The organism is Rhizorhabdus argentea, from assembly GCF_037861105.1.
GTDB classification, from domain to species: Bacteria; Pseudomonadota; Alphaproteobacteria; order Sphingomonadales; family Sphingomonadaceae; genus Rhizorhabdus; species Rhizorhabdus argentea.
Genome location: NZ_JBANFK010000003.1, coordinates 47,115 through 72,907, shown reverse-complemented (window position 1 = coordinate 72,907; position 25,793 = coordinate 47,115). Strand labels below are relative to the sequence as shown.

Sequence of the window (25,793 nt, the reverse complement as noted above, 5' to 3'; positions counted from 1 at the left end):
TTACTTACCCTTTAGTTCGTGGCCGAGTGCCTCGGCGATCAACATCGCCTGCTGCACGGCATGGTTACGAGCGAGGCCGGTCGCGGTCGCTGCAGCTGCCTTGCGGCCCGCATAGACGGCGCGCGTCACCTTGCCATCGACTTCGGTGAGGACCTTTTCCAGATAAGGCTCGACGAACGTCCAGCTTCCCTGGTTCTTGGGCTCCTCCTGAGCCCAGACCACCGTCTCTATGCCGGGCATGCGGCTGAACGCCGCGATCAGGGCGTCGGCGGGGAACGGATAGAGCTGCTCCAGCCGCAGGATCAGCGTGTTGGCGTCGCCGGCCGCATCGCGCGCCTCGGCAAGCTCGTAGAACAGCTTGCCCGACACCAGCACGACACGGCGAACGTCCTTGTCCGCCGGCGCATTGGGATCGCGCAGCACCCGCTGGAAGCGGCTTTCGCCAGTGAAGTCCTCCGCCGTCGACACTGCCGCCTTGTGGCGGAGCAACGACTTCGGGGTCATTATGATCAGCGGCTTGCGGAACTTGCGAACCATCTGCCGGCGCAGAATGTGGAAGTAATTGGCCGGCGTGGTGCAGTTCGCGACCTGCATATTGTCTTCGGCGCACAGTTGCAAATAGCGCTCGAGACGGGCCGAGCTATGCTCTGGCCCCTGCCCTTCATATCCGTGCGGCAGCAGCATCACGAGGCCATTCACGCGCAGCCACTTTGCTTCGCCCGACGAGATGAACTGATCGACGATCACCTGCGCCCCGTTGGCGAAATCGCCGAACTGCGCTTCCCACATCACCAGCGTGTTCGGTGCGGCGGAGGCATAGCCATATTCGAAGCCGAGCACGCCGAATTCGGACAGCGGGCTGTCGAGCACCTGGAAGCGCCGGTCCATCGCCGAGAGCGGGATATATTTGTGGCCATCGGTCTGATCAACCCAGACCGCGTGCCGCTGGCTGAAGGTGCCGCGTCCCGAGTCCTGTCCCGACAGGCGGACGGCATAATCGTCCTTGAGCAGCGAACCGAAAGCTAGGGCCTCACCGGTCGCCCAGTCGAAACCGGTGCCCGTCGAGAACATCTCCTTCTTCGCGTCGAGGATGCGCCCGAGCGTCTTGTGGATCTTGAGGCCGTCGGGAACCGTGGTGAGGTGCCGACCAAGGTCGGCCAGCATGTCCTGTGAGATCCCGGTCTGGGCGGCGCGGCGCTCGGTGATCGCCTCGCGCGGCGAGGCAAAGCCGGTCCAGTCGCCCTCGAACCAGTCGGCCTTGTTGACCTTGTAGCTCTTGGCCGACGCGAACTCACCTTCGAGATGCTCGATGAAGGCAGCTTCCTTCTTGCTAGCATAGTCGGCATCGATCACGCCTTCCTGGACCAGCCGGGCGCTATAGACGGCGCTGATCGGCGGATGCTGACGGATCGCATCGTACATGAGCGGCTGGGTGAAGCCCGGCTCATCGCCCTCGTTGTGCCCGAAGCGGCGATAGCACCACATGTCGATCACGACATCGCGCTTGAAGGTGTGGCGGAACTCGGTGGCCACCTTGCACGCGAACGTCACCGCCTCGGGATCGTCGCCGTTCACGTGCAGGATCGGCGCCTGCACCATTTTCGCAATGTCCGAGGGATAGGGCGACGAGCGCGCGAACTGCGGCGAAGTCGTGAAGCCGACCTGGTTGTTGATCACGAAGTGGATCGTGCCGCCGGTATGATAGCCGCGCAGGCCGGAGAAGCCGAAGCACTCCATGATGATGCCCTGGCCAGCGAAGGCGGCGTCGCCATGCAGCAGGATCGGCAGCACCTGCTCGCGCTCGAGGTCGTCGAGCTTGGTCTGCTTGGCCCGCGCCTTGCCCAGCACGACCGGGTTGACGGCTTCCAGATGCGATGGGTTCGGCGCCAGGCTGAGGTGGACGACGTTGCCGTCGAACTCGCGGTCGGTCGAGGTGCCGAGATGGTATTTTACGTCGCCCGAGCCACCGACATCTTCGGGATTGGACGATCCGCCCGCGAACTCGTTGAAGATGGCACGATATGGCTTGGCCATGACGTTCGACAGGATATTGAGGCGGCCGCGATGGGCCATGCCGATCACAACCTCGTGGACGCCATAGGATCCTGCATATTTGATCACAGCTTCCAACGCGGGGATCATGGATTCGCCGCCATCGAGGCCGAAGCGCTTCGTGCCGACATATTTGCGGCCGAGGAATTTCTCCCACTGCTCCGCTTCGATCACCTTATTGAGGATCGCCTGTTTGCCCTCGGGCGTGAACGAGATCTCGGCGTCCTTGCCTTCCATCCGCGCCTGGAGGAAGCGACGCTCCTCGACATCGCCGATGTGCATATATTCGATGCCGACGTTGCCGCAGTAATTGCGGCGCAGGATGGCGAGGATTTCGCGTGGGGTGGCGCGTTCAACGCCCAGAAAACCGCCGACATAGACCTCGCGGTCCATGTCGCTTTCCTTGAAGCCGTGCCATTCGGGTGTGAGGTCCGCGGGCTCGTCGCGCTTCGACAGCCCCAGCGGATCGAGATTGGCGAGGAGATGGCCGCGCACCCGATAGGTGCGGATCATCATGATCGCCAGGATCGAATCCAGCGCCCGCCGTTCGATCTCCGCCTGACCCGCAGCAGTAGCGGCAGGCACAGCTGTCGGCGCCTGCTTCGCAGGCTTCGGCGCCGCGGCCATCTGCATCGGGTCGAGGCCGGCAGTCAGCGCATCGGTCGTGGCAGGCGGCCAATCCGGCCGGGCCCAGCTCGGACCCGACACGACCGCTTCGACACCAGCAAAATAATCTTGCCAGCCCTGATCTACGCTCGACCTATCCGTACGATATTGACGATAAAGCGATTCTACGAAGGAAGCACTGACTCCCTCCGGTCCGTCGATTACGACGCCTTCGATACCCATCACACCATCCTTGGCTGCACCCACCCCGGGACAAGGCCCGAAGTACAGCAATTGCGGTTGATAACATGTCTACTCACCCGTCCGAAGACGGGTGTACTCAGCCCTTGAGGACCTCCGCCAGGGTGGTGCCGAGCTCCGAAGGGCTCGCCGCCACCTTGATACCTGCGGCCTCCATCGCCGCTATCTTGTCTTCGGCGCCGCCCTGGCCGCCGGAGACGATCGCGCCGGCATGGCCCATGCGGCGGCCCGGAGGCGCCGTGCGGCCCGCGATGAAGCCGGCCATCGGCTTCGAACGGCCGCGCTTGGCCTCATCCCGCAGAAATTGCGCTGCTTCCTCTTCGGCCGAGCCGCCGATCTCGCCGATCATGATGATCGACTTGGTCGCATCGTCGGCGAGGAACAGCTCGAGCACGTCGATGAAGTTCGTGCCGTTAACCGGATCGCCGCCGATGCCGACCGCGGTGGTCTGGCCGAGGCCGATCGCCGTCGTCTGGAAAACCGCCTCATAGGTAAGCGTCCCCGACCGCGAGACAACCCCGACGGTACCCTGCTTGAAGATCGAGCCGGGCATGATACCGATCTTGCACTCGTCCGGAGTCAGCACGCCGGGGCAGTTCGGACCGATCAGCCGCGACTTGGAACCCTGGAGGGCGCGCTTGACACGGATCATGTCGATGACCGGGATACCCTCGGTGATGCAGACGATCAGCGGCACCTCGGCATCGATCGCTTCGAGAATCGAGTCCGCTGCGAAGGGCGGCGGCACATAGACGACGCTGGCGTCCGCGCCGGTAGCGGCAACCGCCTCGTGGACGGTGTCGAAGTTCGGCAGGCCGATATGCGTGGTGCCGCCCTTGCCGGGCGTAACGCCGCCGACCATCTTCGTGCCGTAAGCGAGCGCCTGCTCGGTGTGGAAGGTGCCGGTATTCCCGGTCATACCCTGGGTTATGACCTTGGTGTTCCTGTTGACGAGGATACTCATATGGCTGTCGAACCTTGCTTTAGCCGGGAGGCGGAGTGTGTGAGCGGCCTTACGCCAGCGAGCTGTCGATGCCCTTGCAGGCAACCAGCAATTCCTTGACGGCATCGACCGAGACCTGAAGGTTGGCCTTGGCTTCGTCGGAAAGCTCGATCTCGACAACCTTCTCGACACCGTTGGCGCCGATGATCACCGGAACGCCGACATAGAGATTGTCGACGCCATATTGACCAGTCAGATAGACCGCCGCGGGCAGCACCCGCTTCTTGTCCTTGAGATAGCTCTCCGCCATCGCGATTGCTGACGTGGCCGGCGCATAGAAGGCGGAGCCGGTCTTGAGCAGGGCAACGATCTCGCCGCCGCCGCTGCGGGTGCGCTGGACGATCGCGTCGATCCGCTCCTTGGTGGACCATCCCATCTTGATCAGGTCGGGGATCGGGATGCCGGCGACCGTGGAATATTCGACGACCGGAACCATCGTGTCGCCATGACCGCCCAGCACGAACGTCGTGATATCCTGAACCGAGACATTGAACTCTTCGGCGAGGAAGGCCGCGAAGCGCGACGAGTCCAGCACGCCGGCCATGCCGACCACCTTGCTGTGGGGAAGGCCCGAAAATTCGCGCAGCGCCCAGACCATCGCATCGAGCGGGTTGGTGATGCAGATGACGAAGGCATCGGGCGCGTTGGCTTTGATGCCCTCGCCAACCGCCTTCATTACCTTCAGGTTGATGCCGAGCAGATCGTCGCGGCTCATGCCTGGCTTGCGGGCGACGCCGGCAGTGACGATGATGACATCGGCACCCGCGATATCGGCATAATCGTTCGTACCCTTGAGCTTGGCATCAAAGCCTTCGACGGGCGCGCATTGCGACAGATCCAGCGCCTTGCCCTGCGGGATGCCTTCGACCACGTCGAACAGCACGACGTCGCCGAGTTCCTTAGATGCCGCGAGATGGGCAAGAGTGCCGCCGATATTGCCGGCGCCAATCAGCGCAATTTTAGTACGAGCCATTCGACTCCTCCGATATAAATCGCCAGGGAGGACGCCCGCTCCGATGCAGTCGCCCCAAAGTGCGGTGCCCGCTTAGCCTCGGCAAACCCGTGGGGCAACCTTATGCTGCAGCGCCCTCAGAAGTTTTTTAATGGCAGCGTCAAGTTGCATTGCTGGATACGGTTTCATTTCTTGGCTGAGCACCCCGATGGCTCCACCGAATAAAGGAGCGTTCGAACCGAAAGGTGGAAACATGCGCGGCGAAGAATGTGAGCGCAATCGCAAGCGGCCGCTTGCAATAGCGAATCAAGGTGTCGCCATCGCCAAGCCATCCGCGCACCGTGAAGGGATGGATGATGTACAGCGCGTAGGAAATCCGCGCGATATAGCCCATGGAACGTGACTCCAGCACAGATCGGATCCGACGCCCCGGCTGGTAGAGCAAGGCTCCCACCATCGTAGCTGCGAGATAGGGGCGCGCATAAGCCAGCGCCCCGGCATCGGCATGGCAGGCGGCGAGCGCCAGCCCGCACACCGGCCAGAAGGGCAACGCGGCAAGCATCCTGACTGAATACGAACGGGCTGGGCCGAGATGGATCAGCGCAAGGCATCCGCCAGCCAATATGTCGTCCACTCTATAGAGCGTGACGATAGTCGTCGGCATCCCGGCACAGATTCGCAACAGCGTGATCGCCAGCGCGACGGGTGGAACGAGCCACAAGCCGCGCCGCCCAAACGCCGCGACCACGACGGCGATGCCGAGATAGAATTGCATCTCGACGCCCAGGCTCCAGAAATGGCCGGCATGATCGAGATGCTGGGGCGGCAGGTTTGCATAGAAGAAGAGGTTCGCGAGCCAATCCGCCGCTGGCGCCCCTTCCAGCGAAAAGACGATCAGGACGGCGAGCCAGGCGAGCGGAACGATCCGCGCGAGGCGTCGGGCCAGGAAACGGCCGACATGCTGGTCGCGCCACAAGATACTGACGATCAGAAAGCCCGACAGGACGAAGAAGATACTCATCCCGAAGCGGGCGACCATGTCGTTGCCCAGCCAGCGGTGGGGGCCGAGCGGCAGGAGGTGCCCCGCCAGCACCGCCAATATGCTCACCGCCCGCCAGCCGTCGAGAAGCTTCAGCCGCTCGACGCCGCGTTGCGTCACGCCTCGCTGCCGTGTCCGGCGGCGAGATAATCAAGGCTCTGCATCTCCATCAGGCGCGAAACGGTGCGCTCGAATTCGAATGCGCCGTCGCCTTCCGGGTAGAGATTGGCCGGGTCGGCCTCGGCGCTCGCCAGCAGCTTTACCTTATGCTCGTACAATGCGTCGATCAGCACCTTGAAGCGGGATGCCTCGTTGCGGTTTTCGGGGCCGAGCAGCGGGATGCCGACGACGATGACGGTGTGGTAGTTGCGGGCGATCGCCAGATAGTCCGCAGCGCCACGCGCCTCTGCGCAGAGGCGCTTGAACGAGAATACCGCGACCCCTTTCAGGCTCTTGGGGACGTGAAGGGTGCGGCCACCCGAGATACCCAGTTCTGCAGTGGGGACATGCGCCTTGTCCTCGGGCGGATAATCGGTCAGGCGGAAGAACGCCCGCGACAGCGCCTCGCTGGCCGCCGGTCCGTTCGGCGTATACCAGACGGGGTGGCCGCCAAGCCGCTCCAGCCGGTAATCGGTGGGGCCGTTGAGCGACAGCACGTCCAGTTTAGCCTCGATCAGGTCGATGAACGGCAGGAACAGCTCGCGGTTGAGGCCGTCCTTGTAGAGATCGCGCGGCGGTCGATTGGAGGTGGTGACGATGGTCACCCCCGCGTCGAGGATCAGCCCGGTGAACAGGCGGCTGAGAATCGCCGCGTCGGCCATGTTGTTGACGACCATCTCATCGAACGCCAGCACCTTGGCCTGTGCGGCGATCGCCTCGACCACCGGTGGAATCGGATCGCCCTTTTCCTTAAGACGCTCGACACGGAGCCGGTCGTGAACCTCGATCATGAACTCGTGGAAGTGCACCCGCCGCTTGGATTCGATCCGGACGCAATCGTAGAACAGGTCCATCAGCATCGATTTACCGCGGCCGACCCCGCCCCACATGTAGAGGCCACGCGCAGGCACCGGGGCCTTGCCGAGCATTCGCCAGAGCAAGCTGCCCTTGACCGGCTGCTCGGCAAGCGTAGCGGCCAGACGGTCGAGCCGCTCGACGGTCTGGCGCTGATCGGAATCCGGCCGCAACTCACCCGATGCCAGTAGTTCGTCATAGCGGGCGACGACGCTGGTCATCGGTCCAACCCGCGGATGAGCCCGCCGAAACTCGCCACCATTTTTCCCGAACGAAGGATCAGAGCTGGCGCTCGACCACCATCTTCTTGATCTCCGCGATCGCCTTCGCCGGGCTCAATCCCTTCGGGCAGACATTCGCGCAGTTCATGATCGTGTGGCAGCGATAGAGGCGGAACGGATCCTCGAGTTCATCGAGGCGCTCGCCGGTCATCTCGTCGCGGCTGTCCGCGAGCCAGCGATAGGCCTGCAACAGGATCGCCGGTCCGAGGAACTTGTCACTGTTCCACCAATAGCTCGGGCAAGAGGTCGAACAACAGGCGCACAGGATGCACTCGTATAGACCGTCGAGCTTGTTGCGGTCGTCGGGCGACTGGAGGCGTTCCTTGCCCGACGGGTCGGGCGTCACTGTCTTCAGCCAGGGCTGAATGGAGGCATATTGCGCGTAGAAATGGGTGAAGTCGGGAACCAGGTCCTTGATCACGTCCATGTGGGGGAGCGGGGTGATGCGAACCTCGCCCTTGCAATCCTCGATCGCCGTGGTGCAGGCGAGGCCGTTCTTGCCGTCCATGTTCATCGAGCATGAACCACAAATGCCCTCACGACACGAACGGCGGAAGGTGAGCGTGGGATCCTGCTCGCTCTTGATCTTGATAAGCGCGTCGAGGACCATCGGCCCGCACTCGGCAAGGTCGATCTCGAACGTATCGTAACGCGGATTCTCGCCGCTGTCGGGGTCGTAGCGGTAGATCTTGAAAGCCTTCGGATCCTTGGCGCCCGAAGCTTTCAGGGTCCTGCCCTTCTTGATCTTGCTGTTTTTGGGAAGCGCGAACTCGGCCATGACTCGGAACCCCCTGCCTTTGTCCCACCGCCGATAGCGAATAGCGGCGCGCGGCTCAACGCCTAAGCGAATGATTTATCCGCGCCATTTCTCTTCCTGCTCCCCTCCCTTGAAAGGAAGACGGGATAAACTAAAGCATGCCGATGGCCTCTAATCCCCCCGACGCTCCCCCCGGCGCGCGCCAGGTCGCCAAGGGCGCGGGGACGGCGCTGCTCGCGCGCGCCGGCGGCGTGATCGAGATCGTCTCGCAGCCGCTCTATGTCTGGCTGTTCGGCCTGCCGACCTATGGCCTTTACATGGTGCTCTGGTCCGCGGTGAACCTGGCTGAGAATTTCGCGGATCTCGGCATGACCGGTGCACTGCAACGAGTCGTGCCCCAAGCCAAGGACGATGCCGAACGCGCAATGGCGCTGCGCGGCGCGATGGTGATGGGCCTTGTCCCCTGCCTCCTCCTCGCACTCGCCGTCAGCCTGGGCGCACACTGGATCGCGGCGATCATCAACGTCGCAGCCAAGGATCGCGACGAACTTGCCACCGGCATCGCCCTGTTCGCCTGGGCGCTACCTTTCTGGGCCTATCTCGAAATCTCCACTTCGGCGCTCAGGGCGCGCAAGGCATTCGGGCCCGAGATCCGCCTGCGCGTGATGTGGGAACAGCTGTTGCGAATGGTCGCGGCGGTCCTGCTCTGCTGGCTGGGCGCGAGCACGCTCGGGCTGCTGATCGCGCATATCTGTTCGCTCGCGATCACCTGCGTCTTCTCGACGCGGCTGCTGGCGCGCTATTACCGCTTCGATCTCGTATTGCGCGGCCATCCCAGCGGCGGGATCACCGCGAAGACGCTATATGCCGGGCTGTCGGTTCTCCCGCCCAACATCATCAGCCGGCTGTTCTCCGACGCTCCGCCGCTGATCCTTAACCTGCTGATCCCGGGCGCGGCGGGCGCCAGCGCGGCGGGCCTGTTCGCGATCGCCCGCAAGATCGCAAGCGGAGTGCAACTCGTGCGCCAGGCGTTTTCCTATGTGATGGCGCCGCTCGCATCGGAGGCGGTTCGTCATGACCTGCGCTATGTCGCCGAAATCTACGGTTTTGCGACACGCCTGACTATCATCGTCGCGACGCCTGTGGTCTGTACGATCGCGGGCGGAGGGCGGGCGCTGCTGGCCCTGTTCGGCCAAGCCGCGCAAGCCGCCTATCCGGCGCTGGCCCTGCTGACCTTCACCCGCCTGATCGAGGCGATTGCCGGACAGGCCGGCGTGATCCAGTCGGTGATCAGCCGCTATCACCATCCATTGGTGGGGAGTTTCCTCGGTCTGGCGGTGGCTTTGTCGGTCGGCGCGCTGCTGCTGCCGCAGGGGGGTATGAACGGCATGGCGGTCGCGGTTTCCGCCGGAATCGCGGTGTCGGTGCTGACACCGATGGCGCAGCTCTGGTTCAACGCCCGGCTGCATCCCTTCGCACCGCCCTTTGGCCGCGCCGCGGCGGTGGCGGCGGGCGTTGGTGTAGCGATCTTCCTGCTGTCAGAAGCGCTGTCCCCATTCCACCATCTGGTTCGCATCATATTCGGTATCGCGATGCTACTCGCGGGAATTTGGCTGTCGGGCCGTTTCGGCCTCTCCCACGACGACAAGATTGCACTTGGCCGCACCGGGCGGAAGCTGCGCCTATTCTGATCGCCGGGCTCACCAATCGGCAGGAAGAGCTGTCGTGCCCGCCTCTACCCCAGCGCCGACAAGGCATCGACATGGCTACGGATGCCATTCTCGATCGAATATCGACTGGCGACCGGCGCCAGGTGCTTGGGCTTCGGTTCCGCAAGGCTCTGGTCGATCATCCGGGCGAGCAGATCGATATCCGCTCGCTCGATGATTGCGCATCCCTCCGCGCCTCCGACCATGTCGCGCGCTGCTGGAAAGCAGTCGGTTGCGAGGACCGGGCAATTGGCCGCCATGGCCTCGAGAACAACCGCCGGGAGCCCCTCATAGACCGAGGGAAGGACGAGGAGCTCGGCCCGGTGCAGCCATTCGGAAATATTTGGGACGAAGCCGGGCATCGAAACGCGCGCGCCGATGCCCAGATCCCGGACGATCTGCTCGAGTTTTGCCCGGCCGCTGCCCTCGCCCAGCAGCAGCAGATGCGAGTCGGGGGTGGTGACCCTGGCGAAAGCGCGGATCAACAGATCCATCCGCTTCTGGGGAGCGAGGCGCCCCACCGCGATCACATACCGACGACCGTCCTGGCCGGCGGCGCGGCCGGGCGGAATCAGCATCTCGGGCGTCACATAAGGATTGGTCACTGTACGAAAACGGTCGGCCGATGCCGGGAATGCTGCCCGGAGCTGCGCCGTCTCCGCATCGCTAAGCGTCCATATGGCATGGGCAGCGGCGAAGGCCCGCCTGTAGCCGGCCATCCGCCAGAAACGGGTGGCAGCACCATCCCTCGAGCGGACGATGGGATTGGTCGTCTTCAGCGCCAATCGCGAGGGGACCCTGGAAAGCGACAGGCCCATCGCCGTAATCCAGTTCATATTGTTGCCGGTGGAGACGACATAATCGGGCCGTTCCCGACGCAGATGCCGCACATAGCGGGGCAGACCGCTTAGCAGATCGCGCGGGCGCGAACCGCTCGTGCGGCCCAATGTCGTCACCCGCACCCCTTTTTCGAGCAAACCGTGCAGCGCGCTTTCGCCCTGTCCGCCTGCGCAGAAATTCAGGATCTCGGTGTCGAAGCCCGCCCTCATGAAGCCTCCGGCGAGATGGGCACAGACGCGGTCCGTCCCACCTTGGCCGAACATGTGCAGCGTGAGCACGACCTTCTTTGCGCGCGCGGACGTTTCCGAAATTTGCCCCATGCCGATGATCGCCCCCCAGGCGGAACCGTTACGTCTCCATGCCACTTCCCGGGCGGCTGGGGAAGGCCTCGCGTCCATGTAGGATCGTCTCGGCCATGCTATGATCGGAAAGTTTGTCGACGTCGATGCAGGCCTCCGCATAAGGCAGTATGACCGCCCGCGAGATGAGCCCGAGCCTGCGACCGGCCCGCGCGATCGCCTGTTCCAGCGTCAGCAGCCGAACCGCAATCATCAGCGCGAGGCCGATGCCGAAAGCGCCGAGAACGGCGCGCGCCTTCTTGCGCCGTTGCTCGACACTGCGCCAAACGGCAAGCGCATCGAGCGCGGCAGGACTGCCCAGCCAAAACAGGTTCGCTCCCGAATAGGCCCCCCCGCGAAAACGCAACCAGGTGCGGCGATTGCGCGGATAGGCGGCGAGGAGCGTCCTGCGTTCGACCAGCGCCACCGCAATGTCGGCATTTCGGGCGCCGGCGACGAACGCGTCGATAATCGCCTCATCCAGCAGGACATTGTCCGCGGTGGTAAGCAGGAAGGGGTAGGCGCCGGGCATCGCCAGCAGCGTGGCTGTGATCGCCTCCACGATCGAATCGCCGCATTCAAGCGGTACGACGCGCGGTTCGTCGCGCAGCCACTGAATTCGAGGATCATCCAGCACCGCCGCGCTGTCCTGCGCCAGAATGACGATTCGATTCACATCGCTGCGCGCGGCAAGGGTGGCGCCCACCCAGGCGAGCATCGGCTGGCCGGCAACCTCGATCAGTGCCTTAAATGGCTGACCAAAATGCGCAGCAAGCGGGTCGATGCCGGGCCGCTGCCCGGCCAGAATAATCGCTGTGAAGCCCGTATCGTTCATCAGCCCGCCCTTGCCAGTCCGTTACCCGGTCGGCAAGAAACCTCGCCATCTTCGACCGGTGCCAGGATAACATGACCTCTGATTCGCTAGCCGTTCGATCGATCGGAACCAATCCAACGCTTGCCTGGGGCATGACCAGCACCGAACGCCTTCGGCGGATCGCCAAGGCGCAGGGGCTGGCCTTCGGGGCGAGCCAGAATGGCCCCACGTTGCTCGTAGCGGCAAGTCATGTGTTCGAGCCGGCCTGGCTGAAGTTCATGGCAGCGCATCCGAATTCCGTGCTGACGCTGGGCGGCGACAATGTGATCGCACACGTCGCCAGCGGGTGGACCGGAGATAGCTTTCCGCAAGGATTAACCGAGATCCGCGCCGAAGATCATCGTCTTTTTTATAATGAGACGCTGCGCAAGCGCGAGGAACCGGTTCTGGAGCGGCTCGAACCCGGCAAGGTCCGCACTATCGAACGCAAGACCTATTTCGGCGCGTATAAAGGCGTAACCGATCTGCTCACCAAATATCTGTGGCCCGAATGGGCGCTGGTGCTCACCCGAGTCGCCGCGCGGATCGGCATGACCCCCAATCAGGTGACAACGATCGGGGCGATCCTGTGCGTCGTCGCGACGTGGCTGTTCTGGCGGGGCGATTATTGGGCGGGGATGGCCGCCGGGCTCGGCTTCATGGTGCTCGACACGGTCGACGGCAAGCTCGCCCGCTGTACGATCAGCTCAAGCGCCTGGGGCGATGTTTTCGACCACGGGCTCGATCTGGTCCACCCGCCCTTCTGGTGGTGGGCTTGGGGGGTTGGATTGGCGAACTGGGGACTGGCGCTCTCGGACACGATCTTCACCACGGTGATGGTGGCGATCGTCGGCGGCTATGTCGTGCAACGCCTGATCGAGGGTATTTTCATCCAACGCTATGCAGGCATCCATATCCATGTTTGGGAGAAGCTCGACAGCGACTTCCGGCTGATCACCGCGCGGCGCAATCCCAACATGGTGATCCTGTTCGCGGCAACGCTCCTGCAGCGTCCTGACATCGGGCTGATCGCAGTGGCCGGCTGGACCGTGCTATCCTGCCTTTTCCATGCCGTGCGGCTTGTTCAGGCGATGGTGCGACAGGCACGCGGCGAGACGATAACCTCCTGGCTGGCGGTGTGACATGGTGAATGCGACGATCGAGAAATTCGGCTATCCGGAGACGCTGATCCGCGAATACCGCTATTGGGTTGTGCTGCTACGCCTTGCCCAGCCGACGCTGGGATCGCTGGTGCTCGCCGCCAGGTCGGACGCCACGGCGTTCGGTGCCCTGCCGCGCGAGGCGCATGCCGAGTTGGGAACCATCACCGCCGACATCGAATCCGCCTTGGCCAAGGCGGTCGCCTATCAGCGGATCAACTATCTAATGCTCATGATGGTTGATCCGCACGTCCATTTCCACGTCATCCCCCGCTATGAGGGCGAACGCGAGTGGCGCGATCTGTCGATCACGGACGCGGGCTGGCCAACTGCACCCGCGCTGGGGCAGGCGGTCGCGCTCACGCCGGAACAGGTGGCCGCGGTAGTGGTGTGGCTGAAGGAGTCGTGGCCTGCCTAGCTAGCGTTACGCGTTCTGTGGCAAGTCGTCCTTTATCTCGTACCACTCGGCCTTCGAGGCGACGAAATAATGCGCGGTCGGCGGCGCCGGCAGCGGCGTATCGAGCGTCCCCACCCGCAAGCGCACGACGTCCGGCATCGCCTCGCGGCGACTAAAGATCAGCGAACCGCAGTTGGAACAGAAGAGGCGATGAACGCCTGGCGAAGAATTATATGCCTTCAGCGCAGACTCGCCCTCAATGATGACGAAGTCACTGGTCGCGACGGGCGCATTGGTCGCGAATGCGGTAGCGGTCGCCTTGCGACAACGCGAACAGTGGCAATAAATCGCCGCACCAACCTGGCCGCGAACTTCGTATTTCACCGTGCCGCAGAGACAACTGCCTTTGTGCATAAAAGCCCCCCTCATTGATTCGCTATCACAGCGTGAAATTAGGCTGAGGATACCAAGAAGCCAAGAGGTCGGACCGGCGGGGGCGAGCGCTAACGCCGGGACTTCGTCCACGCTTCGGTCAGCGCTCGCGCAATCGGCAGATCTTCGGGGAAATCCACCTCGGCCCACGGCAGGCCCTCGATGGACACGGTGCCGACCACGCCCGACGGCGCCAGTGCATGGATCGCCTTGAGGTACCAGTTGAGCACTCCTTCGGGTGTCCGCATCATCGCCTCGACCTGCTGGCGGAAGATCGTCGGCCCCTCACCCTTGAAGGCGAGCATGCCGATCGACTCGGCATTGCTTTCATGCGGATCGAGCCGCTTGCCAATCTGGAGCAACCGATCGCCCTCACGCTGGACCTTCATGTCATCGAGATCGTAACTGTCCTTGACGTCGATCGACACGGTGATCGGCATCGTCGCGTTCGCGATCAGCCGAGCGACAATCTCTGGCGAGACGAGCGTGTCGCCATTGAGGATGATGAAATCCTGGTCCATTTCCCCGCGGACGATCCAGCACGAGCCTAGATTGTCGGCGACCTTGTAAAAGGGATTGAAACACGTCCGTATCGAAACCGACGACTGCGCAACCTCCGCAAGCGCGGTGTTCATTATGCCATCGCGGAAACCCGTTACGACGACGATCTGATCGACACCGTTCGCCACAAGCGACTCGATCTGCCAGGCGATGAGACTCTTGCCGGAGAAATCGATCAGGCATTTCGGCCGATCCGCCGTGAGCGGCAGCAAACGGGAACCCTGGCCCGCGGAAAGAATTACAGCCTTTTTCATAGGCGCGCGAGATAGTCGCGAAATATGGCGGGATCGAGGATTTTGGATGACCGGCGACAGGTCGCCTTCGTATTCGTCGGCGGCATGCACCAGGCGCTACATATCGCACCGGTCGCCGCAGCACTCCACGCCAGCGGAGCGGCACAGGTGGAGGCGTTCGTCCTCGACGAGGATGCGACCCCGAAACTGACCGAAATGTTTGTCGCTTTAGGTGCAGGAGGCATCCCTATCGTGGTGATGAAGTTGCCACCGCCAGTTGCTGCGCTGGCGAGCTGCTCGGGGCGTTTCAAGACGATGAAGCTGCCGAAGCTGCTCTACTGGCAGCGCCGGCTGCGCCGATTCGACGCGATCGTCACCGCCGAACGCACCACGACCATCCTCAAGCGCCTGCCGGGCCGGCAGCCGCTACTCGTCCATATTCCACATGGCGCCGGCGATCGGGCGAAGGGCTTCGAGCCGCGGCTGGGCTTGTTCGACGAGGTGATCACCGCCGGCGAAAAGGATCGACGCCGAATGGTGGCGGAGGGGCTGGTCCGGCCAGAGCATTGCCACGCGGCAGGCTATATCAAGCTGGCGGCGGTAGAGCGACTCTCGCCCGTGCCGGATATCGGGGCGCCGCTTTCGCGGGAGCGGCCGACCATCCTTTACAATCCCCACTTCGCGAGGAAGATGTCGTCCTGGACGCGGTTCGGCGAAGCGCTGGCCGATCGCATCATCGCCGAGGGGCGCTACAACCTGATCGTTGCGCCGCACGTCCGACTACAGGAGAGGCTGAGCGCGGAGGAGGCGAACGCCTGGCGGCGCAAGGCGGTGCCAGGGCGCGTGACCGTCGACCTCGGATCCTGGAGATCACTCGACATGAGTTACACCCGAGCCGCCGACCTTTATATCGGCGATGTCAGCAGCCAGATCTATGAGTATCTGGTCACACCCAAGCCTTGCCTGTTTCTTGACGCGCATGGCGTGAACTGGCGCGGCAATCCCGATTACGCAATGTGGGGTTTCGGGGAGGTCTGCACCTCCGTCGATGCCGCCATGGCGGCGATCGGCACCGCGGCGGCACGGCACGGCGAGTTCGCAGATATTCAGCGGGCAGCCGTTGCGGACGCGCTTGGCGATACCGGCGCGCGCGCACCTCATCTCGCTGCGCTATGGATCATGGCGCGGCTGGCAGGGGCGACCGAAGTGCCGGTCGAGGTGGGCTCCGGCGTGCCCGATATCAGCTCGGCGGCGATCCGATGAGACTTTGCAACTGCAAGATTGTGAACGGCTTTTGCAGGAACAAGGTTTCCGGCGGCAGATCGAGGGGCATCGGATAGCCGGACACGATTACGATCCGCATATCAGCGTTTTCTGTCCTGATTTCGGTGGCCAAGGCAAGCCCTGCAACCTGATCATTCTGCAATTTCAGATCTGTCAGCAGGAACTGGAACTCGCGATCATGGATCGCCTTTCGCGCATTTTCGGCATCCTCGGCCGAAGTGACCGAATAGCCCATCTCCTCGATCAGCTCGGCGAGCAGCCGCTGAAGCATCGGATCGTCTTCGACGATCAACGCTCGCCCCAAGCTCTGCCCCACCAAATGCTCCATACACTACAGGCCGCTTATAAGCCGCTCGCAAAACCGCTCGCTGCCTCCGGCGTTCCGCCCAATGCGGCGAAACGGGCCAAAGAGGAGGCGACAGGTCGATCCGCTCCGGAGCCGGAGCCCTCAGATTCACTGGCGGAGCCGGAGCGGCACGGGCAACCCGCTCCTCTCTCGAGTCGGCAGCCATGACAGGCACAAAAAAGAGGGCCGAAGCCCTCTTTTCTGTCCGGCGAAGCGGCGCGATCAGTAGACGCGCGGCTTGGGCTTCACATATTCGGCCTCATCGGTGAGTGTATATTCATGCACCGGGCGATAATCGATGGTGACCGCGCCCTTGTCGAACCAGGTGATGGTATGCTTCATCCATTCCGCGTCGTCGCGGTTCGGATAATCCTCATGCATGTGGGCGCCGCGGCTTTCCTTGCGGTTGGCGGCCGAGTGCATCGTCACCACCGCCTGGGGCAGCATGTTGTCGAGCTCGAGCGTCTCGATCAAGTCGGTGTTCCAGATTAGCGAACGATCGGTGACACCAACGTCCTGCAGTTCGGAATAGACATTGTCGATCAGGCCGAGGCCCTCGCGCAGCAGCTCGGTGTCGCGGAACACAGCGCAATGCTTCTGCATCGTATGCTGCATGTTGAGACGGATCTTCGCCGTGGGGGTCCCACCCTTCGCGTTGCGATAATGATCGAGCCGGCCGAGCGCCTTATCATCGGCTTCACTGACCACCGCGCCATGCTTGCTGTTCGGCTTGATCAGCTCGGCCAGCCGGAAACCGGTGGCGCGACCGAACACGACAAGATCGATCAACGAGTTGGAACCCAGGCGATTTGCGCCATGAACCGAGACGCACGCCGCCTCGCCGACCGCGAAGAGGCCGGGGACGACGGTGTCCGGGTTGCCGTCCTTCAGGGTCACGACCTCGCCATGATAGTTACACGGCACGCCGCCCATATTGTAGTGGACGGTCGGCGTCACCGGCAGCGGCTGGCGGGTTAGGTCGACATTGGCGAAGATCTTGCCGGTCTCGGTGATCCCGGGAAGCCGCTCCGCCAGCACCTTGGGATCGATATGATCGAGGTGCAGATAGATATGATCGCCATTCTTGCCGACGCCACGGCCCTCGCGCATCTCCATAGCCATCGAGCGCGACACGACGTCCCGGCTGGCGAGGTCCTTGGCCGAAGGCGCATAGCGCTCCATGAAGCGCTCGCCCTGCGAGTTGGTGAGATAGCCGCCCTCGCCGCGGGCGCCTTCGGTGATGAGCACGCCCGCACCGTAGATGCCTGTGGGGTGAAACTGGACGAACTCCATGTCCTGCAGCGGCAAGCCTGCGCGCAGCACCATACCGCCGCCGTCGCCGGTGCAGGTATGCGCCGACGTCGCCGAGAAATAGGTCCGGCCCGAGCCGCCGGTCGCGAGTACCACCGCGTGGCTGCGGAAGCGATGGATCGAACCATCCTCCATGCAAAGCGCGATCACGCCTTTGCACTCGCCGCCTTCCATGATGAGATCGAGCGCGAAATATTCGATATAGAAGTCCGCGTCGTACTTCAGGCTCTGCTGGTAGAGCGCGTGCAGCATGGCGTGGCCAGTGCGGTCGGCGGCGGCGCAGGTGCGCTGTACCGGCGGGCCGGCGCCCATATTCTGCATGTGGCCGCCGAACGGGCGCTGATAGATCTTACCCTCGTTGGTGCGGCTGAACGGCACGCCGGCATGTTCCAGCTCGATCACTGCGGCCGGCGCCTCGCGCACCATATATTCGATCGCGTCCTGGTCGCCCAGCCAATCCGATCCCTTGACGGTGTCGTACATGTGCCAGGTCCAATGATCCGGGCCCATATTGCCGAGCGAGGCGGCGATACCGCCCTGGGCCGCGACCGTATGGCTGCGGGTCGGGAACACCTTGGTGATGCAGGCCGTCTTGAGACCGGCACCGGCAGCGCCCATGGTCGCACGCAGGCCCGATCCGCCTGCGCCCACGACCACCGCGTCATAGAGGTGGTCGATGATCTTGTAAGCCGAACCGGCTGAAGAATTAGGCATCAGGCGGGCACTCCCCCGAACGCGATCTTGAGGATCGAGAAAATCGACAGCGCAGCGCCTGCGATCGCGTAGAAATTGAGCAACAGCACGAAGAAGACCTTGCCCCCCTCTTCATGCACATAGTCTTCCATGATCACCTGCAAACCGAGCCGCAGATGATAGAAGACCGATATGGTCATCAAGATCAGCGGCACCGCGACGATCGGCGATCCGATCCACTGCACCATCGCGGCATGCTCATAGGATGGCAGCCGGAACAGCGAGACGACGAACCAGGTGACCAGCAGCAGGTTGCCGACCGCGGTCACCCGCTGCCGCCACCAGTGCATCGAGCCATGCCTGGCCGAGCCGAGACCGCGGACGCGGCCGATACCCGTTCCCGAACCCATTATAGCGCTCCCGCGGCTGGACGGGCGAGGATCACGCCCCAGATTAGCAGCGTGACGAGAATGGATCCCACCATCGTCGCAACCGCGCCCATCTTGTTGGTTCTCAGTTCGTAGCCGGCGCCTACGTCCATTACGAAGTGGCGCAGCGCCGAGAACATGTGCTGGAAGAAAGCCCAGGTCAGCCCGATGGCGACCAGATATCCGAGTGGAGACGTCGCCGCCCACAGGAATGTAGCGTAGGCTTCCGGCCCGCTGGCGGCGGAAACGAGCCACCAGACAAAGCTGAGCCCGGCCACTACGGCCATGCCAGCACCGGTGGCACGGTGAAGAATCGAGACCAGCATGTGCGGGCCCCACTTCCAGATGGTGAGGTGTGGCGATAGCGGACGCCCTGGATTGCGCGACATGATGCCCTCCCTCTGTCGACGGCCCGTTCTTAGCCTATGCGCCACGCCATGCAAGGCGCTTGGCAGCCTCGGAACGTAATAAGGTGGCTGATTTACAAACAGCCTAAACGGGCTGTTTACCATTGCTGCGTAGAACTGCGCTTGTTCGCCGATACACAGGGACTGCGCAAAAACCATGATGAACGCTCACGAGGTCGAGGCGATCGGACTTACCGATCAGGAAATCGCCCGCCGGCTGGCGATCTACGATCCAACCGGCACGCTCGACGCGCGCCTCAAGGCGATCGGCGCGAGAGTGGGTAACGTCATGGACATTCTCCGCCCGTTAGATGCGAAGATGGCTTTGATGGAATTCCGAGGTTCAGTGAACCCGGCCAGCGTCATCTGGCAATCGTTGCTGACCCAAGGCCTTTCGGTATCGCTCCTGCGTGGCGCCGTCGCAAACGCGTCTCAACAGGTTGAGGAAGGAAGTGACCATGTCGTCATCGCGCAGCTGACGACGGAGGGGGTTGCGGTCATGTGCGGCTTCATGATCGAGCGGTTCCCCGACGAACCCGATTTCGTATCGACCAGCTGCCAAGCGCTGCTCGCAGTCAACTCGATCTATTATGACCTCACCTTCACGGTTGCTGGAGCGCAGATCCGTGCATCGCGACACAGAGGCCTCGCCGATCAAGGACGCAAGTTCCGCACCAACATCTCCGAGACCCTTGTTCGCGCTCTGGACGACTCCCGCGGCCTGCGTGAACGGACCGGCCATACGTCCCATGCCGCGCGGGGCATGCTCGGCAAGACCTCCGAAGTGGCCGCCGCCGCCGAGCAGTCCGCTCTCGCCATGCGCGAAGCCGCGCATACCGCAGCCGGGCTGATCCGAGCGATCGAGGAAAGCCGCTCCGAAGTCGAAGTTGCCGCACAAATCGCTACTCGGGCCGCAGACCGCTCGATCCACGCCGTGGCGATCTCCGAAGTCCTGTCGGAACATGCCCAGGCGATCGAATCGATCCTCGGCCTGATCCGCGACATTGCCGGCCAGACCAACCTCCTCGCGCTTAACGCGACGATCGAAGCAGCTCGGGCCGGCGACGCAGGCCGCGGCTTCGCTGTGGTCGCGCAGGAGGTGAAGAGCCTCGCCAGCCAGACCGCGCGCGCCACCGATGACATTGCAGCCAAAATCGCCGCGATTCAGGCTGCAACGCGCCAGACGGTGGAAGCAAACGGCGCGATCCGCGATATCGTCGGGGAGGTCCAGACTTCGGCCGAGCGCATCCGGGTGACCATGGAAACCCAGGCGCTGACGGTCACCATGATTACTGCCGCCGTCGACGAGACGGCGCTGGCCGCCGACTCGATGTCGACCACGATTTCGGCAATACGCGTCGACACCGAGAATGTCGCCGGCGAGATCGATCAGCTCGAGGCTGGTTTTCGCCGGGTGGACGGCGAGCTTTCGAAGCTGGAGACGATCACCGGCGATTTCGTCAGCCAGATCGCAGCGTAGAGCGCGACGACGCGGCCGAAATTGCCGCTCCCGGAGTGATTTCAGAACAGCGGGATCACCTGACGGCTCGGAAATCGCGAAAATCAGGGAGAGTTGGACTCAATCCCCGTTCCATCTAGGATCGAGCCCAGACGCATATCCCCATCGCCGTGGCTTGAACGGCGGGGGCCAGCAATTGCGAGATCGGCGGAGCGCAAGACGATTCCGCCCCCATACACGCAGAAGCCGCGCCATCTCGTTGAGATAGCGCGGCTTGTCCGGTCATTGTCGGGAGATCAGGCGGGCTGAGGGTCGGCCCAGCCGCTCGAGCCGCTGCCTGGCCGCTTGCTCTTGGGGATCGAGGATCCGCCGGTGCCGAGCGCGGCAGGATTACGCGAATTGCCATCGTCGCGGCCGATATCCTCACCCTTGATGATGCGCTTGGCTTCCTCGCCCGACAGCGTCTCATATTCGAGCAGCGCCGAACCCAGCCGATGGAGCTGATCGAGATTATCTGTAAGGACCTTGCGGGCGGTATGCTCGGCTTCCTCGATCAGGCGGCGGACCTCCTGGTCTATCATCTGGGCAGTCGCTTCGGAGACGCTCTGGTTGCGTGACACCGAATGGCCGAGGAACACTTCGTCCTGATTGTCGCGGTAGCGCAGCCAGCCGAGCTTCTCGGACATGCCATATTCCATCACCATCGAACGGGCCATGTCGGTGGCCTGCTGGATGTCGTTGGAGGCGCCGGTGTTGAGCTCGTCGTTGCCGTAGATGATCTGCTCGGCAATGCGGCCGCCAAAGCAGAGCGCGAGCCGCGCCTTCATCTGCTTCATCGTCATCGAATAGCGATCGCGCTCGGGCAAGTTCCAGGTGACGCCCAGCGCCCGGCCGCGCGGGATGATGGTGACCTTGTGGAGCGGATCGCAGCCGGGGACGTGGAGCGAGACGAGGGCGTGACCGGCCTCATGATAGGCGGTCGCCTTCTTCTCGTCCTCGGTCATGACCATGGACTTCCTCTCGGCGCCCATCATGACCTTGTCCTTGGCTTCCTCGAACTCCTTCATCGCGACGAGGCGCTTGCCCTTGCGCGCGGCGAGGAGCGCGGCCTCGTTGACGAGATTGGCGAGATCGGCGCCCGAGAAGCCCGGTGTGCCGCGGGCAATGGTGCGCGGGTTGACATCCGGGGCGAGCGGGATCTTCTTCATGTGGACGGCGAGAATCTTGTCGCGGCCTTCGATATCGGGACGCGGCACGACGACCTGACGGTCGAAACGGCCCGGACGCAGCAGCGCGGGATCGAGCACATCGGGACGGTTGGTCGCCGCGACGATGATGATCCCCTCATTGGCCTCGAAGCCGTCCATCTCTACCAGGAGCTGGTTGAGCGTCTGCTCGCGTTCGTCGTTGCCATTGCCGAGGCCTGCCCCGCGATGGCGACCGACCGCGTCGATTTCGTCGATGAACACGATGCAGGGCGCATTCTTCTTGGCCTGCTCGAACATGTCGCGGACGCGGCTGGCACCGACACCGACGAACATCTCGACGAAGTCGGACCCCGAAATGGTGAAGAACGGGACATTGGCCTCCCCCGCGATCGCCCGGGCGAGCAGCGTCTTGCCGGTGCCGGGGGAGCCGACGAGCAGAGCGCCCTTCGGGATCTTGCCGCCGAGGCGGGCGAATTTGGTGGGATCCTTGAGGAAGTCGACGATTTCCTGGAGCTCCTCGCGCGCCTCGTCGATGCCGGCAACGTCATCGAAGGTGACCTTACCGTGCTTTTCGGTGAGCATCTTCGCCCGCGATTTGCCGAAACCCATCGCGCCGGAACCAGCATTCTTCTGCATCTGGCGCATCACGAAGAAGGCGATGCCGAGGATCAGCAGGAACGGCAGCGACTGATACAGCATGATCATCCAGAAGCTGGTCTGCTCGGCCGGCTTGGCGCGGAAGGTGACGTTCTTGCTCGCAAGCCGCTGGATCAGCATAGGATCATTGGGCGCATTCGTCGTGAACGCGCTGCCGTTGGTGTATTTTCCGTTGATGACGCCTTCGCCGATATCGGCTTCGCGCACCGTGCCTTCATCGACCCGCGCGAGAAACTCGGAATAGGCGATCTGGTCGCCAGCGGCACCGCGCGACGAACTTTCGAACATCGATACGAAGACGACCAAAGCCAGGAGAATGCCCATCCAAATAGCGAGGCTCTTCATCCAGGGATTGGGCTGTTTCGGCTCTTTATCGTCACTCATGCGTCTGTTCCGCCTTTCACAGGCCAAGATAGGCACCGCCGAATTAATAACAATGGAGCAGACCGCCAGAGCCCACGGTTTCAACGTCGCGGGCGCGCTTTTTCGATCAGGATGCGGCGCCCGGGCGACAAAGTCAGGCGGCCCACGCTCGCATTCAGCCCCGCGTCGAGCCGCGCCATCGCGGTCTCCAAGGTGGGGCCATCCACCGGCGAATCGGCATCGCCGATCAGCCGCGCCAATATCCGACGCTGCGCCTCGCGCGGCAAGCCCTCCAGATCGACTGCCAGGCGCCCTTCTTCAAGCCGGTCGACCCGCGACCGAATCCCCTCTCCCGCAAGCCAGTCGAGCGCCGCATCGGCATCGGCGAGATGCGCCGCAGCTGCGGCGAGCCGCAACGGGTCGAGCTGATCGCCCGCGGTCGCAAGCAGGATGCGGGCATGGGTGCGATCGTAATGCGGGTCGGCGTTGCTCGGGTCGGCCACCGTGTCGATATCCGCGACGATAGCGGCCAGATCGGCGCGCCGCCAGCCGAGTAACGGTCGGACGAGCAGGACGCCAGCCAGGTCACGACGTTCGCGGATGCCGGACAGCCCGGCCAGCCCGGCGCCGCGAGCAAGGCGCATCAGCAGCGTCTCAGCCTGATCGTCGGCATGGTGCGCCGTGAGGAGCGCGGCCAGACCATGATCGCGGGCCCAGCCGGCAAGCGCCTGGTAACGGGCGCGGCGTGCCGCGGCCTGAACGCTGGCCTCATCCGCGACAGTGACGCGCAGCGTAGAATGGGCGACGCCGAGCGCGGCGCAAGTACAAGCGACGAGTTCCGCCTCGGCCGCCGCCTCGGGCCGCAGGCCGTGGTCGACCGTCGCGGCCTCGATACGGCCTGGAAAGGCAGCGGCGGCGAGGTGCAGGAGCGCCATGCTGTCGGGACCACCCGAAACAGCAAGCCCCAGCCTGGTTTCCTCAAGTTGCAGCAGGCGCGCGAGATCGTTCCGGAAGCGATCGATGAGGGATGAAGCAAGGTTCACTCCGCTATTCGTCACGCTGGGCGAGCCCGGGGCTTCGATCGTTGGGAATGACGCACAGGGTCGGCCAAGCAGTCACCCTACCGTCGAACCTTTGAAGGTATCGAACCGAAGATCGATTCGACTACCCTATCCTCACTGGCACTTCGCATCGGCCTTTCCCTTGGCGACGAGGTCGGCAAGCCCGCCTGTCACCTTGTCGGGATATTTGGCCATGAGCACCTCATAAGCCTGGCAGGCCTTCTCGGGCAGCGGCGGCTTCCGCTTCATCAGAGCCTGCGCCATATAGACGTAACTGTGCGGAGCACGCTCGCCGGCCTCGTCCTTGGTGTTGTCGAAGAACTCCCGGATCGCCTCGTTATACTGGCCATTGTCGAGATAGGCGCGGCCGGCGAGGTTCCGGGCATAGCTGGCATATTTGTGCTTGGGATATTTGGCGACCATCGCCTTCAGGGCGGCGATAGCCTCGGGATATTTCTTCTGCTCCCACAGCGCATAGCCGGCCATATATGCGTCCTTGCCGGCATCGCCGCTGGGCGCGACGATCGCAGCAGCAGGGGCGGATGCAGGAGCGGACGCGCCGCCGGCAGGCGCCTTCGTGGCGGGCGGCACTACGTAAGGCAGGGTCGCACTCGCTGCGCCGCCGGTCGGCGGGGTGCCACCCTTTCCTTCGAGCGCGTTCAGGCGGAACTCCGCATCGCCCTTCATCCTGGCGAACTGGTCCTCGAGCTTGCGCAGATTATAGCTGTTCTGCTCGACTTGGCCGGTCAAGCCGGCAAGCGCCCTTTCGAGGGCATCGACGCGACGCGAGAGATCAGCAACCGGGGTCTCTGCGGGCGCACCGGCTGGCGCAGGCGGCGGCGTCTCCGCCTTTATCTCCGGCTCGAAATATTGCTGCGCGCCGCCGGGGAAGACCTTGCGCTGGACGGCCTTCATTTCTTTCTCGAGCTTGCCGACACGGCCCTCGATCGGCAGTTGCGGTTCGGCGGCAAGAAGGGGCAGGGAGGTGCCGGACAGAAGCAGGAGGGCGAGGATCGCCTTCTTCATGATGGTGGATCTCCATGGGATCGGTTCGGTAGCATGATGCAGCGCCAGTATAGCCCGGATCAAGGCTAAGGGCGCTGGTTGGAGTCGGTTATAGGCCGAGCCTGGTCCGGACGGCTACCCGCCGGATCATCGCCCGGCGGCGCAGGGCGCACGAGGCGGCGCGGCGGATCACTGGAGATCGGGGCAGCGGGGGTCGGGAGCGCAGCATTGCTCGCGGCGGCGGAGTTATCCCCGGGGAGAGCCGGCTGCGCCGTGGCGATCGCCACCAGCGCATCGCGCTTCAGGCTATAGTCCCGCACGAGCCGGTCAGGTTCCCCGACCGGGGGCAAGGCGGTTGCACCTATCAGCACCCTCACGGACTGGGGACGGCCGGTGCGCAGGATCGGGTCGATGGCCGTGTCGGGAACGGTGAAGCTCTGCCCGGCTTTCATAACGTCCATGTAATATGTTCGGCTACCGTCACGCTCGGATATCTTCAACCAGACATCATCGGCAGCGGCGATGCTGATCGGACCGGTGGGCGCCGCAGGTTCGACGGGAAGGCTGGCGGGCGGCGGCGCGACAGGCCTTGGCACGACGGGACGGGTGTCCGGCACCGTGTCGGCGGCGAGCTTGGCCAGGTCGCTATTGTCGCCCTCGAAGCGAAGCAGCAGATAGCCCATGCCGAGAAGCAGCGCGACGCCAAGCGCGATCATGGCAAGCAGCCGCGACGGCACTCGCGAGGGATCGACCGGCTCATAAGCCTCCGGCTCGAAATAGCCGCGGCGCGCATCGCCGATCTCGTCGCGGAACGCCCGGGACAATGCCTGGCCGTCAAGTCCGAGCATCGTGGCGTAGCTTTTTACGAAGCCGGCCGAATAGGGAATGGCAGGGAGCCCGCCATGATCACCGCTCTCGATTGCCTCAAGATGGCGCAGCGGAATGCGGGTACGTGCGGCAACGTCGCTTAATTCCAGCTTCTGGCGCAACCGTTCGGCAGCGAGTTGCTCACCCACATTATGTGGGAACAAGCCCCGTTCATCCGCGCTTTCGCCCATTGAGCTCTCCTTCACGCTTCGGCAC

General features: G+C 63.5%; 23 protein-coding genes. 5 read left to right on the top strand and 18 right to left on the bottom strand.

Annotated features, from left to right (window positions below):
- The 6 genes from AAC645_RS03255 to AAC645_RS03230 form a co-directional block, all read right to left on the bottom strand.
- The gene (locus AAC645_RS03255) at nucleotides 1–2,901 is read right to left on the bottom strand and encodes a 2-oxoglutarate dehydrogenase E1 component (protein WP_340313802.1); all 2,901 of its coding nucleotides are present in this window, start codon (nucleotides 2,899–2,901) and stop codon (nucleotides 1–3) included.
- Between the two features lie 97 nt (nucleotides 2,902–2,998).
- Nucleotides 2,999–3,883: a succinate--CoA ligase subunit alpha gene (gene sucD / locus AAC645_RS03250; protein ID WP_340313801.1), complete on the bottom strand. Its 885-nt coding sequence runs from the start codon at nucleotides 3,881–3,883 to the stop codon at nucleotides 2,999–3,001.
- Between the two features lie 49 nt (nucleotides 3,884–3,932).
- Nucleotides 3,933–4,895, bottom strand: a complete 963-nt coding sequence (gene mdh, locus AAC645_RS03245) for a malate dehydrogenase (RefSeq protein WP_340313800.1) — start codon at nucleotides 4,893–4,895, stop codon at nucleotides 3,933–3,935.
- Nucleotides 4,896–5,034: 139 nt separating this feature from the next.
- A complete protein-coding gene (locus AAC645_RS03240) occupies nucleotides 5,035–6,033 on the bottom strand; it encodes an acyltransferase family protein (RefSeq protein ID WP_340313799.1) in 999 nt (332 codons plus the stop codon).
- Nucleotides 6,030–7,148 (bottom strand): cell division protein ZapE, encoded by a 1,119-nt coding sequence (zapE, locus tag AAC645_RS03235; RefSeq protein ID WP_340313797.1) that lies wholly within the window; start codon nucleotides 7,146–7,148, stop codon nucleotides 6,030–6,032. Before zapE ends, AAC645_RS03240 begins: the two co-directional genes overlap by 4 nt.
- 58 nt (nucleotides 7,149–7,206) lie before the next feature.
- Nucleotides 7,207–7,986 carry a succinate dehydrogenase iron-sulfur subunit gene (locus AAC645_RS03230; protein ID WP_340313796.1) on the bottom strand — a complete coding sequence of 260 codons (780 nt, stop codon included), beginning with the start codon at nucleotides 7,984–7,986 and terminating at the stop codon, nucleotides 7,207–7,209.
- A gap of 143 nt (nucleotides 7,987–8,129) precedes the next feature.
- Between AAC645_RS03230 and AAC645_RS03225 the strand changes: the two genes are divergently transcribed.
- Nucleotides 8,130–9,656, top strand: coding sequence for a lipopolysaccharide biosynthesis protein (locus AAC645_RS03225; RefSeq protein WP_340313794.1), 1,527 nt, complete (start codon nucleotides 8,130–8,132; stop codon nucleotides 9,654–9,656).
- 44 nt (nucleotides 9,657–9,700) lie between these two features.
- On the opposite strand, the gene AAC645_RS03220 is transcribed toward AAC645_RS03225, so the two are convergent.
- Entirely contained in the window at nucleotides 9,701–10,834 is a 1,134-nt protein-coding gene (locus AAC645_RS03220) for a glycosyltransferase (RefSeq protein ID WP_340313792.1), read from the bottom strand.
- Nucleotides 10,835–10,862: 28 nt separating this feature from the next.
- On the bottom strand, nucleotides 10,863–11,687 hold the full coding sequence (locus AAC645_RS03215) for an NTP transferase domain-containing protein (protein WP_340313790.1): 825 nt from the start codon (nucleotides 11,685–11,687) through the stop codon (nucleotides 10,863–10,865).
- Between the two features lie 71 nt (nucleotides 11,688–11,758).
- Between AAC645_RS03215 and AAC645_RS03210 the strand changes: the two genes are divergently transcribed.
- Together AAC645_RS03210 and AAC645_RS03205 are read left to right on the top strand one after the other, a co-directional pair.
- Nucleotides 11,759–12,847 carry a CDP-alcohol phosphatidyltransferase family protein gene (locus tag AAC645_RS03210; RefSeq protein ID WP_340313788.1) on the top strand — a complete coding sequence of 363 codons (1,089 nt, stop codon included), beginning with the start codon at nucleotides 11,759–11,761 and terminating at the stop codon, nucleotides 12,845–12,847.
- Between the two features lie 4 nt (nucleotides 12,848–12,851).
- Nucleotides 12,852–13,283: an HIT family protein gene (locus AAC645_RS03205; RefSeq protein ID WP_340314149.1), complete on the top strand. Its 432-nt coding sequence runs from the start codon at nucleotides 12,852–12,854 to the stop codon at nucleotides 13,281–13,283.
- Nucleotides 13,284–13,289: 6 nt separating this feature from the next.
- On the opposite strand, the gene AAC645_RS03200 is transcribed toward AAC645_RS03205, so the two are convergent.
- Both AAC645_RS03200 and AAC645_RS03195 read right to left on the bottom strand, forming a co-directional pair.
- Nucleotides 13,290–13,676, bottom strand: coding sequence for a GFA family protein (locus tag AAC645_RS03200; protein WP_340313783.1), 387 nt, complete (start codon nucleotides 13,674–13,676; stop codon nucleotides 13,290–13,292).
- A gap of 89 nt (nucleotides 13,677–13,765) precedes the next feature.
- The gene (locus AAC645_RS03195) at nucleotides 13,766–14,509 is read right to left on the bottom strand and encodes a phosphocholine cytidylyltransferase family protein (RefSeq protein ID WP_340313782.1); all 744 of its coding nucleotides are present in this window, start codon (nucleotides 14,507–14,509) and stop codon (nucleotides 13,766–13,768) included.
- A 42-nt stretch (nucleotides 14,510–14,551) separates the two neighbouring features.
- On the opposite strand from AAC645_RS03195, the gene AAC645_RS03190 reads away from it, so the two are divergent.
- Nucleotides 14,552–15,751 carry a glycosyl transferase gene (locus AAC645_RS03190; protein ID WP_340313781.1) on the top strand — a complete coding sequence of 400 codons (1,200 nt, stop codon included), beginning with the start codon at nucleotides 14,552–14,554 and terminating at the stop codon, nucleotides 15,749–15,751.
- Here AAC645_RS03190 and AAC645_RS03185 read toward each other — a convergent pair.
- From AAC645_RS03185 to sdhC, 4 genes are all read right to left on the bottom strand, one after another.
- Entirely contained in the window at nucleotides 15,729–16,088 is a 360-nt protein-coding gene (locus AAC645_RS03185; RefSeq protein WP_340313780.1) for a response regulator, read from the bottom strand. The genes AAC645_RS03190 and AAC645_RS03185 overlap by 23 nt on opposite strands.
- Nucleotides 16,089–16,340: 252 nt before the next feature.
- Complete coding sequence (gene sdhA, locus AAC645_RS03180) at nucleotides 16,341–18,143, bottom strand: succinate dehydrogenase flavoprotein subunit (protein WP_340313778.1); 1,803 nt, start codon at nucleotides 18,141–18,143, stop codon at nucleotides 16,341–16,343.
- Nucleotides 18,143–18,532 carry a succinate dehydrogenase, hydrophobic membrane anchor protein gene (gene sdhD, locus AAC645_RS03175; RefSeq protein ID WP_340313776.1) on the bottom strand — a complete coding sequence of 130 codons (390 nt, stop codon included), beginning with the start codon at nucleotides 18,530–18,532 and terminating at the stop codon, nucleotides 18,143–18,145. Before sdhD ends, sdhA begins: the two co-directional genes overlap by 1 nt.
- The gene (sdhC, locus tag AAC645_RS03170; protein WP_340313774.1) at nucleotides 18,532–18,939 is read right to left on the bottom strand and encodes a succinate dehydrogenase, cytochrome b556 subunit; all 408 of its coding nucleotides are present in this window, start codon (nucleotides 18,937–18,939) and stop codon (nucleotides 18,532–18,534) included. The genes sdhD and sdhC overlap by 1 nt, the downstream gene beginning before the upstream one ends.
- Nucleotides 18,940–19,114: 175 nt before the next feature.
- Between sdhC and AAC645_RS03165 the strand changes: the two genes are divergently transcribed.
- Nucleotides 19,115–20,437 carry a methyl-accepting chemotaxis protein gene (locus AAC645_RS03165; protein ID WP_340313772.1) on the top strand — a complete coding sequence of 441 codons (1,323 nt, stop codon included), beginning with the start codon at nucleotides 19,115–19,117 and terminating at the stop codon, nucleotides 20,435–20,437.
- Between the two features lie 275 nt (nucleotides 20,438–20,712).
- On the opposite strand, the gene ftsH is transcribed toward AAC645_RS03165, so the two are convergent.
- From ftsH to AAC645_RS03145, 4 genes are all read right to left on the bottom strand, one after another.
- A complete protein-coding gene (gene ftsH, locus AAC645_RS03160; protein WP_340313771.1) occupies nucleotides 20,713–22,665 on the bottom strand; it encodes an ATP-dependent zinc metalloprotease FtsH in 1,953 nt (650 codons plus the stop codon).
- Between the two features lie 80 nt (nucleotides 22,666–22,745).
- Nucleotides 22,746–23,702 carry a tRNA lysidine(34) synthetase TilS gene (gene tilS / locus AAC645_RS03155; protein ID WP_340313769.1) on the bottom strand — a complete coding sequence of 319 codons (957 nt, stop codon included), beginning with the start codon at nucleotides 23,700–23,702 and terminating at the stop codon, nucleotides 22,746–22,748.
- Nucleotides 23,703–23,819: 117 nt separating this feature from the next.
- The gene (locus AAC645_RS03150; RefSeq protein ID WP_340313767.1) at nucleotides 23,820–24,731 is read right to left on the bottom strand and encodes a tetratricopeptide repeat protein; all 912 of its coding nucleotides are present in this window, start codon (nucleotides 24,729–24,731) and stop codon (nucleotides 23,820–23,822) included.
- 65 nt (nucleotides 24,732–24,796) lie between these two features.
- Entirely contained in the window at nucleotides 24,797–25,768 is a 972-nt protein-coding gene (locus tag AAC645_RS03145; protein WP_340313765.1) for a helix-turn-helix domain-containing protein, read from the bottom strand.
- Between the last annotated feature and the right edge of the window lie 25 nt (nucleotides 25,769–25,793).

Coding starts and splice junctions, on each gene's coding strand:
- AAC645_RS03255 (WP_340313802.1), bottom strand. CDS start 2,901: ATGGGTATCGAAGGCGTCGTAATCGACGGACCGGAGGGAGTCAGTGCT.
- sucD (WP_340313801.1), bottom strand. CDS start 3,883: ATGAGTATCCTCGTCAACAGGAACACCAAGGTCATAACCCAGGGTATG.
- mdh (WP_340313800.1), bottom strand. CDS start 4,895: ATGGCTCGTACTAAAATTGCGCTGATTGGCGCCGGCAATATCGGCGGC.
- zapE (WP_340313797.1), bottom strand. CDS start 7,148: ATGACCAGCGTCGTCGCCCGCTATGACGAACTACTGGCATCGGGTGAG.
- AAC645_RS03230 (WP_340313796.1), bottom strand. CDS start 7,986: ATGGCCGAGTTCGCGCTTCCCAAAAACAGCAAGATCAAGAAGGGCAGG.
- AAC645_RS03225 (WP_340313794.1), top strand. CDS start 8,130: ATGGCCTCTAATCCCCCCGACGCTCCCCCCGGCGCGCGCCAGGTCGCC.
- AAC645_RS03220 (WP_340313792.1), bottom strand. CDS start 10,834: ATGGGGCAAATTTCGGAAACGTCCGCGCGCGCAAAGAAGGTCGTGCTC.
- AAC645_RS03215 (WP_340313790.1), bottom strand. CDS start 11,687: ATGAACGATACGGGCTTCACAGCGATTATTCTGGCCGGGCAGCGGCCC.
- AAC645_RS03210 (WP_340313788.1), top strand. CDS start 11,759: ATGACCTCTGATTCGCTAGCCGTTCGATCGATCGGAACCAATCCAACG.
- AAC645_RS03200 (WP_340313783.1), bottom strand. CDS start 13,676: ATGCACAAAGGCAGTTGTCTCTGCGGCACGGTGAAATACGAAGTTCGC.
- AAC645_RS03195 (WP_340313782.1), bottom strand. CDS start 14,509: ATGAAAAAGGCTGTAATTCTTTCCGCGGGCCAGGGTTCCCGTTTGCTG.
- sdhA (WP_340313778.1), bottom strand. CDS start 18,143: ATGCCTAATTCTTCAGCCGGTTCGGCTTACAAGATCATCGACCACCTC.
- sdhD (WP_340313776.1), bottom strand. CDS start 18,532: ATGGGTTCGGGAACGGGTATCGGCCGCGTCCGCGGTCTCGGCTCGGCC.
- sdhC (WP_340313774.1), bottom strand. CDS start 18,939: ATGTCGCGCAATCCAGGGCGTCCGCTATCGCCACACCTCACCATCTGG.
- AAC645_RS03165 (WP_340313772.1), top strand. CDS start 19,115: ATGATGAACGCTCACGAGGTCGAGGCGATCGGACTTACCGATCAGGAA.
- ftsH (WP_340313771.1), bottom strand. CDS start 22,665: ATGAGTGACGATAAAGAGCCGAAACAGCCCAATCCCTGGATGAAGAGC.
- AAC645_RS03150 (WP_340313767.1), bottom strand. CDS start 24,731: ATGAAGAAGGCGATCCTCGCCCTCCTGCTTCTGTCCGGCACCTCCCTG.
- AAC645_RS03145 (WP_340313765.1), bottom strand. CDS start 25,768: ATGGGCGAAAGCGCGGATGAACGGGGCTTGTTCCCACATAATGTGGGT.